Annotated in this window: 7 protein-coding genes and 1 pseudogene; 6 read left to right on the plus strand and 2 right to left on the minus strand. The window is 64.7% G+C overall.

Translation table 11 applies throughout. The annotated features are described in order from the left end of the window. From BIS11_RS08455 to BIS11_RS08465, 3 genes and pseudogenes are all read left to right on the plus strand, one after another. Nucleotides 1-210 (plus strand): annotated as a pseudogene (locus tag BIS11_RS08455) (LLM class flavin-dependent oxidoreductase); the annotation flags it as partial. A 3-nt stretch (nt 211-213) separates the two neighbouring features. Then, the gene (locus tag BIS11_RS08460; RefSeq protein ID WP_253418479.1) at nt 214-708 is read left to right on the plus strand and encodes a GNAT family N-acetyltransferase; all 495 of its coding nucleotides are present in this window, start codon (nt 214-216) and stop codon (nt 706-708) included. Nucleotides 709-808: 100 nt separating this feature from the next. Beyond that, nucleotides 809-2,461: a GGDEF domain-containing protein gene (locus BIS11_RS08465; RefSeq protein WP_253418482.1), complete on the plus strand. Its 1,653-nt coding sequence runs from the start codon at nt 809-811 to the stop codon at nt 2,459-2,461. A gap of 13 nt (nt 2,462-2,474) precedes the next feature. Here the strand turns inward: BIS11_RS08465 and BIS11_RS08470 are convergent, their stop codons facing one another. Next, on the minus strand, nt 2,475-3,026 hold the full coding sequence (locus BIS11_RS08470) for a DUF1415 domain-containing protein (protein ID WP_253418484.1): 552 nt from the start codon (nt 3,024-3,026) through the stop codon (nt 2,475-2,477). Nucleotides 3,027-3,068: 42 nt separating this feature from the next. After that, entirely contained in the window at nt 3,069-3,737 is a 669-nt protein-coding gene (locus BIS11_RS08475) for a GntR family transcriptional regulator (RefSeq protein WP_253418487.1), read from the minus strand. A gap of 192 nt (nt 3,738-3,929) precedes the next feature. Here BIS11_RS08475 and BIS11_RS08480 point away from each other — a divergent pair, with 192 nt between their 5' ends. The 3 genes from BIS11_RS08480 to BIS11_RS08490 all read left to right on the plus strand — a co-directional run. Then, nucleotides 3,930-4,496 (plus strand): chromate transporter, encoded by a 567-nt coding sequence (locus BIS11_RS08480; RefSeq protein ID WP_253418490.1) that lies wholly within the window; start codon nt 3,930-3,932, stop codon nt 4,494-4,496. Continuing rightward, entirely contained in the window at nt 4,493-5,023 is a 531-nt protein-coding gene (locus tag BIS11_RS08485; RefSeq protein ID WP_253418493.1) for a chromate transporter, read from the plus strand. Before BIS11_RS08480 ends, BIS11_RS08485 begins: the two co-directional genes overlap by 4 nt. 90 nt (nt 5,024-5,113) lie before the next feature. Continuing rightward, nucleotides 5,114-6,508 (plus strand): ABC transporter ATP-binding protein (locus BIS11_RS08490; RefSeq protein WP_253585920.1); only part of this gene is annotated, 1,395 nt, incomplete at its 3' end.

A 6,508-nucleotide genomic window follows, 5' to 3' on the forward strand; every position in this document is an offset into this window, starting at 1 on the left:
ACCCTCGACTGGACGCCCATGGAGCAGGCCCAGGTCGGCCAGTTCCTCGGCGCGGCGATCATCGGCGGCCCCGAGACGGTCAAGGCCGAGCTCGAAGCGTTCCAGGCCCGGACCGGCGCCGACGAGCTGATGCTCAACAGCGACTTCTACAGCCAGGAGGATCGTTTGAGAAGCTACGAGATCGTCGCCAGCGTGACAGGGAGACAGTGAGCCATGTCATCACTCGCCTTCACGCCGATGACCCGCGCCGACTTCACGCTTTTCTGGCCGGATTTCAAGGCCATCGTAGAGGCGCGCGAGACCTACGCCATCGACCCGGAGATCGATTTCGAAAGCGCCTACGCCCTGTGGTGCCTGGCGCCCAGGGCGACCTTCGCCGTCAAGGATCAGGAAGGTACGCTCTTGGGCGCCTACTACGTGAAGGCCAATGCCCAGGGGCCGGGCGGGCACGTCTGTAACTGCGGCTACATGGTCAACGCGACCGCCCGCGGCAAGGGCGTGGCCCGGGCGATGTGCGAGCACTCCCAGCGCATCGCCCGCGAGCTCGATTTCAAGGCCATGCAGTTCAACGCCGTCGTCGCCACCAATACCGTGGCGCTCGCGCTCTGGCAGCGGCTGGGGTTCGCGATCGTCGGCACCGTGCCGGCGGCTTTTCATCACGCACGTCATGGCCTGGTCGATATCCACGTGATGCACAAGGCGCTTTGATCTCGCCCAGGCATGCAAAAGAGGGTGAAATGAGGTATTTTTTCTGGCCCCGATAACCGTGGGTGTTGCCGAGCTCCCGCCTTGTTGATGACGGCCGACTATGTTTCACACCGGGTTGTTCGCGCACCTTTCGCTGCGCTCACGCTTCACCATCCTGATCGCCACGCTGGTATTCGCCACCACGCTGCTGCTGGGCTGGGTCGCCTCGCGCGAGTCCGCCGAACAGATGCAGGACGAGATCGGAAGCTCGGCGGCGGAAGCCGCCTACCAGATGACCGACAAGCTCAACCGCAGCATGAATGCACGTATCAAGGAGGTGAAGCTCCTTCTCGCCATCCAGGCGCTCGACAGCGACGCCAGCAACGATGTCCTGCAGCGTCAGATGGAGCGGCTGCAGGATACCTACAGCGTGGTCTCCTGGATCGGCCTGACCGATGAAGAAGGCGTCGTCGTGGCAGCGACCGACAGCATTCTCGAAGGTGTTTCCATCGCCCAGCGCCCGGTATACACCGAAGGCAGACGAGGCTTCTGGGTCGGCGATGTCCACGAAGCCGTGCTGCTCGCGAGCCTTTTGCCAAACCCCAGCGGCGAAGCGCTCAAGTTCGTGGATATCGCCACGCCCGTCCACGACAGCGCAGGTCGCTTCCGGGGCGTGCTGGCGGTTCACCTGAGCTGGCAGTGGGCGGAGTACATCCAGCGCTCGATGATGGTTCCCGACCAAGGCGGCATGGACATGCTGCTGCTCGCGGCCGACAACACGGTACTGCTGGGACCCCAGGAGCTGCTCGGCAAGCCACTCGATACGCTGCGCCACGTTCCGCGTGCCGGCAACACCCGTCCGCGCTGGGCGGTGGAGACCTGGCCCGACGGCCAGCGCTACGTGACCGGCTACGCGCGCAGCAACGGCTTCGAGGAGTTCAACGGCCTGGGCTGGCTGGCGATCAGCCGCCAGCCCGTCGATACCGCCTTCGCCGCGGTCGAGCGCCTGCAGGCGGCGATCATGAGCATCGGCTTGCTGCTGTCGCTGGTGTTCGCCCTGCTGGGCTGGCGCATGGCCTCCGGCATGGTGGCGCCGCTGCGTCGTCTGGCGAAGGCGGCAGATCGCATTCAGGATGGCCACGGCGCCGACGTCATTCCGCTGGAGAGCGGCGCCCCTGAGCTCAAGCGGCTGTCGGTGTCGATGCGCAACATGGTGATGCGGCTCGTGGACCAGCACCAGACGATCCGTCGCCTCGAGGATCTGGCCAACACCGACCCGCTGACCGGGCTGCCCAATCGCGCCTTTCTCAACCAGTATCTGCAGCTCGCCGTTCCCGAAGCCCAGCGCAACGGCCAGAGCATGATCGTGTTCTTCATCGACCTGGACGGCTTCAAGCAGGTCAACGACGTGCAGGGCCACCACGCTGGCGACCTGGTGCTGATCGAGATCACCCAGCGCCTCAAGAACGCCCTGCGCAGCGGCGACATCGTCGCTCGGCTCGGCGGCGACGAGTTCGTCATGGTGCTGAAAGCGCGACCGGACAGCCTGGAATCACTCACCCACGAGGTGAGTCGACGGCTGCTGGCCGCCATCGAAGCACCGATCGTTCTGCCCGACGAGCAGATCGCCACAGTGGGTGGCAGCCTCGGTGCGGCGTGGTGGCCCCAGCATGGCCAGCATATCGAGACCGTGCTGCAACTCGCCGACGCCGCGCTCTATCAGGCCAAGAGGCGCGGCAAGCATCAACTGGTGATCCACACCGCCACGCCCTGAGTCACGCCTTCCATCAGGCCTTGAAACAGCGCGTGAGCATCGCTTCGGCGGCGCTGCTGCCCAGCGCCTCGAGGCGCTCGATGTTGCGTTCGGGAATGACCGAGGTATCGCCGTAGAAGTCGATCGCCCGCTCCACGCTCTCCTCGCGCAGCACGTGCACCATCGCGTAGGGCGAGCGGTTGGTGAAGTTGGAGGCCTCCTCCGGCGCGGCGCCCTCGAAGCAGTAGTCGGGGTGAAAGCTCGCCAGCTGAAAGACGCCTTCGTAGCCCAGCCGCTCGACCAGCTCCTCGGCCAGTGCCAGAAAGTCCAGGTAGTGCTCGAAGCTTCGAAACAGCGTCGGCATGACCAGAAGCGACGTTTCGATCTCGGGATGATCGGTGAGCCACGCGAGCTCGGCGGCGAGCTCCTCGAGCGCCACGTCGAACTTCTTCGAACGCACCACCTGCACTCTTACCCGGTCGCGCTCGAGCTCGCGCCGGGCGAAGGGGCAGATATCCTCCGCCACGATGAAGTCCTGCACCCAAGCCAGGGTATGCCTGATCACGTCGTCGTCGGTAAGCGCCATGTCGTCCTCCTGTGATTGCCCGTTCGATGGATGCGGGCAAGCCTACGTGTGCTTTTGGTAGTGCGCCAGCGCCACGTCGAAGGATTTACGCACGTGATCGTCCATCAGCGCCCGCGCAGCACCGACGTCGCGGCGCAGGGCCAGCTCGACCAGCGCCTGATGCTGGTCGTCCAGTGTCTGGCGAATCCGGGGCGGGTTGGGCCCTAGTCGACGATAACGGTCGAACTGGTCGTGCAACTGCTCGATGAAGCGAATCAGCCACACCGAGCCACAGGGCGCCACCAGCGTACGGTGGAACTGGGTATGCAGCTGTTCCCAGGTATCGCCCTTGTCCTCGCTCTTGTCGGCCCGCTTCAACCGATGCGCAGCGGCGAGCAGCTCCGCCTCCCACTGGGCATCGCCGCGCTCCAGCGCTCGCTCAAAAGCCATCCCCTCGAGCTCGAGGCGCAGGCGAGCGATATCCTCGAGCTCCTCCTGGCTGAGTCCTGGCACGCTGAAGCCGCGCTGATTCTCCTGCACCAGCAGGCCGTAGGCGGCGAGCTTGTTGAGCGCCTCGCGCAGCGGGCTCAGCCCCACCTGATAACGCTCTTTCAAGGCGTTGATGGCGAGCTTTTCACCGGCGGTGAAACGCCCGCGAACCAGGTCCTTGCGCAGCGTTTCGTAGATCCGGCTCGAGGAGGTTTCGCTGCGCGTGTCGCGTGCGTTGCTCATGGGGGCATCCTTGGTAGTGGGTGGCGATGTAGCGACTGATGCTCGAAGGACGGGTTCTTATTCTTCCGCAAGAATAATCGATTTTTTTATAAAAAATATGATAAAAAGTTCTTTCATGCGATCGACCCCTCCCTTGATCGACTCACTTCTTCAATCGTCACCGCACAGGCGATGACAGCGAGCGATACGTTTATGAAGCTACCGGCACTGTTCTGGGCCTTTTTCCGCGTCGGCATTTTCGGGTTCGGCGGCGGGCCATCGATGATTCCTCTGGTGCATGCCGAGGTCGTCAAGCGCCACCAATGGCTGACCGATGAGGAGTTCGCCGACATCCTGGCGATCGGCAATACGCTGCCGGGGCCGATCGCCACCAAGATGCCGGGGTATATCGGCTACCGCGTGGGCGGCGTCGCCGGCTGCGCGGTGGCGGTGTTCGCGATCTCGGTGCCGATGATCGTCGCGATGATCGCCATGCTCGGCGTGTTCAGCCGCTACCGCGACGTCGCCTGGATCAACGGCATGAGCCACGCCGTGATTCCCGTGGTCATGGTGATGATGGGCCAACTCACCTGGGATTTCCTGGAAAAGTCCAAGGCTTCGCTCGGCTGGATCGCCAGCCTGCTCATCGCCGCCGTCTCCGGTGCGCTGATCTACTGGCTCGGGGTGCACCCGGGCATCATCATTGGCGCAATCCTGATCGCCGCCCTTCTCAAGCCCCGGCGCAAGCCGAAGACCCCGTCCACGGAGGAGTCGGCATGATCTACTGGCAGCTGTTCCTGGCCTTCTTCATTCCCAACATCATCGGCTACGGCGGGGGCCCGGCCATCATACCGCTACTGGAAGCGGAAGTGGTCGGCCGCTACGGCTGGATGACCTCCCAGGGCTTCGCCGAGACCCTGGCGCTGGGCAACGCGCTGCCGAGTCCGATCGCCACCAAGATGGCCGGCTACATCGGCTACGAGGTCGCCGGGGTCGCCGGCGCCGTGATCGCCGTGTTGGCGACGGTCGTGCCGTCGCTCTTGCTGATGCTCTGCGCGCTGGGTCTTCTGTACCGCCATCGTGAATCCCCCCAGGTGAAACGCATGAGCCAGTGGGTGCGCCCGGTGATCGCCATCATGATGGCCTGGCTGACGCTCGGCTTCTTCATGGAGGGCATGGGCAGCGCCGGCCTCGTTCACACCCTGATCATCGGTATCGCCGCCACCGCGGCGCTGGTCTGGCTCAACATCCACCCGGCCTTCGTGGTCATGGGAGCGCTCGTCTACGGCGCCCTTCTGCTCGGCTGATCTTCGCCGGACTCCCGCCGGAGGATGGCGTGGCAGGGCCCGGCCAAACGATGCATCATGGCGTTCCTTGCCGTTCAGGTTGGCCTTTTTATGGCATCACTCTCCTTTCTCGCCCTGAAAGACTTCGTCGGCGTCTTTCGCTACAGCCGCCGCGCCCTGGCGCTGGTCTGGGACACCTCGCGCGCGATGATGCTGGGGCTGGCGCTGTGCACCCTGGTGGCGGGGGTGCTGCCGGCGCTGGCCGCCTGGGTGGGGCAGCTCATCGTCGATGGCGTGATCGAGGCCATGCAGGCTTTTGAAGAGGCCGAGGCGCCGGTGCTGGCGGTGATTCTGGCCCCGGTACTGCAGCTGGTGGCGCTGGAGGCGCTGATCGTCGGGCTGATCGCCCTGGCCCAGCGCGGGCTGTCTGCCCAGCAATCCCTGCTGCGGGCGATGCTGGGCCAGCGGGTGAACGTCATGATTCTCGAAAAGGCCGGTACGCTGTCGCTTTCCCAGTTCGAGGATGCAGAACTCTACGACAAGCTCACCCGGGCCCGGCGGGAAGCGTCCACTCGACCGCTTTCCCTGGTGACCAAGACCTTCGGGCTGATCCAGAGCGCGATCTCTCTTGCCAGTTTCAGCGTGCTGCTGGTGCAGTTCTCTCCCTGGGCGCTATTGATCCTGGCCCTGGGGGCGGTGCCGGTGTTCGTCTCCGAGGCGAAGTTCTCCGGCGACGCCTTTCGACTGTTCAGCCGCCGCTCGCCGGAAACCCGCATGCAGAGTTACCTGGAAACCGTGCTCGCCCGGGAGGACAGCATCAAGGAGGTCAAGCTCTTCGGCCTGGAGGGGCTTTTTCTCACCCGCTACCGGGCCATCTTCGAGCGGCTTTTCGGCGAGGACCGGCGCCTTACCCTGCGCCGCGAAGGCTGGGGGTTCGCGCTGGGACTTCTGGGCACCCTGACCTTCTACCTGGCCTACGCCTGGGTCGTGCTCGAGGCGGTGGTGGGCTCGATCACCCTGGGCCAGATGACGATGTACCTGATGGCGTTCAAGCAGGGCCAGGCGGCGCTGTCCGCCATTCTCACCGCGGTCAGCGGCATGTACGAGGACAACCTCTACCTGTCCAATCTCTACGACTACCTGGAGCATCCCACCGAGCGCGAGCGCGGCGTCCTCACCCAAGGGGTCTCGCCGGGGGACGGGCTGCGCTTCGAGAACGTGAGCTTCGCCTACCCTGGCGCTCCGGCGGCCTTGAGCGACATTTCGCTTCACCTGGCGCCAGGGCAAAGCCTGGCCCTGGTCGGGGAAAACGGCTCGGGCAAGACCACCTTGATCAAGCTGTTGACCAGGCTCTACTTCCCTACCGAAGGCCGTATCCTGCTCGACGGCAGTGACCTGCGCGACTGGGACGCCCAGACCCTGCGCCGGCGCGTGGGCGTCATCTTCCAGGATTTCGTGCGCTATCAGCTGCCCGTCGGCGAGAACCTCGGCGTGGGCGATACCCAG

Source organism: Halomonas sp. 707D4 (assembly GCF_024158685.1).
Classification (GTDB): domain Bacteria; phylum Pseudomonadota; class Gammaproteobacteria; order Pseudomonadales; family Halomonadaceae; genus Vreelandella.

Coding starts and splice junctions, on each gene's coding strand:
- BIS11_RS08460 (WP_253418479.1), top strand. CDS start 214: ATGTCATCACTCGCCTTCACGCCGATGACCCGCGCCGACTTCACGCTT.
- BIS11_RS08465 (WP_253418482.1), top strand. CDS start 809: ATGTTTCACACCGGGTTGTTCGCGCACCTTTCGCTGCGCTCACGCTTC.
- BIS11_RS08470 (WP_253418484.1), bottom strand. CDS start 3,026: ATGGCGCTTACCGACGACGACGTGATCAGGCATACCCTGGCTTGGGTG.
- BIS11_RS08475 (WP_253418487.1), bottom strand. CDS start 3,737: ATGAGCAACGCACGCGACACGCGCAGCGAAACCTCCTCGAGCCGGATC.
- BIS11_RS08480 (WP_253418490.1), top strand. CDS start 3,930: ATGAAGCTACCGGCACTGTTCTGGGCCTTTTTCCGCGTCGGCATTTTC.
- BIS11_RS08485 (WP_253418493.1), top strand. CDS start 4,493: ATGATCTACTGGCAGCTGTTCCTGGCCTTCTTCATTCCCAACATCATC.